This window comes from Methylobacterium sp. D48H, assembly GCF_053345715.1.
On the sequence record NZ_JBKFAP010000210.1, the window covers coordinates 1 to 282 of the forward strand.

Consider the following 282-nt stretch of genomic DNA (forward strand, 5'->3'; position numbering starts at 1 on the left):
GCTCATGCCGTGCATCCGCGGCGAGGCCGACGCGATCGCGTCGACGTTGGCGACGCCCTCGGCGGTCTCCAGGATCGCGTGGACCAGGATCGGCTTCGTCACCCCGTGGCGCGCCTCGGGCTGGGCGAGCAGCTGGTCGATGTAGTGGATGTCCCACGGTCCCTCGACCTTGGGCACCATCACGACGTCGAGCTTGCCGCCGACCTCGGCCACGATCGTGAACAGGTCGTCCAAGATCCAGGGCGAGTTGAGGGCGTTGATCCGGGTCCAGAGGCCGGTGCC

The 282-nt window shown here is 68.8% G+C and carries 1 protein-coding gene; it reads right to left on the reverse strand.

The genetic code is table 11. The features are described from left to right. A partial coding sequence (locus tag ACLBX8_RS32165) for an aldolase/citrate lyase family protein (RefSeq protein WP_447716469.1) occupies positions 1-282 on the reverse strand: 282 nt, incomplete at both ends.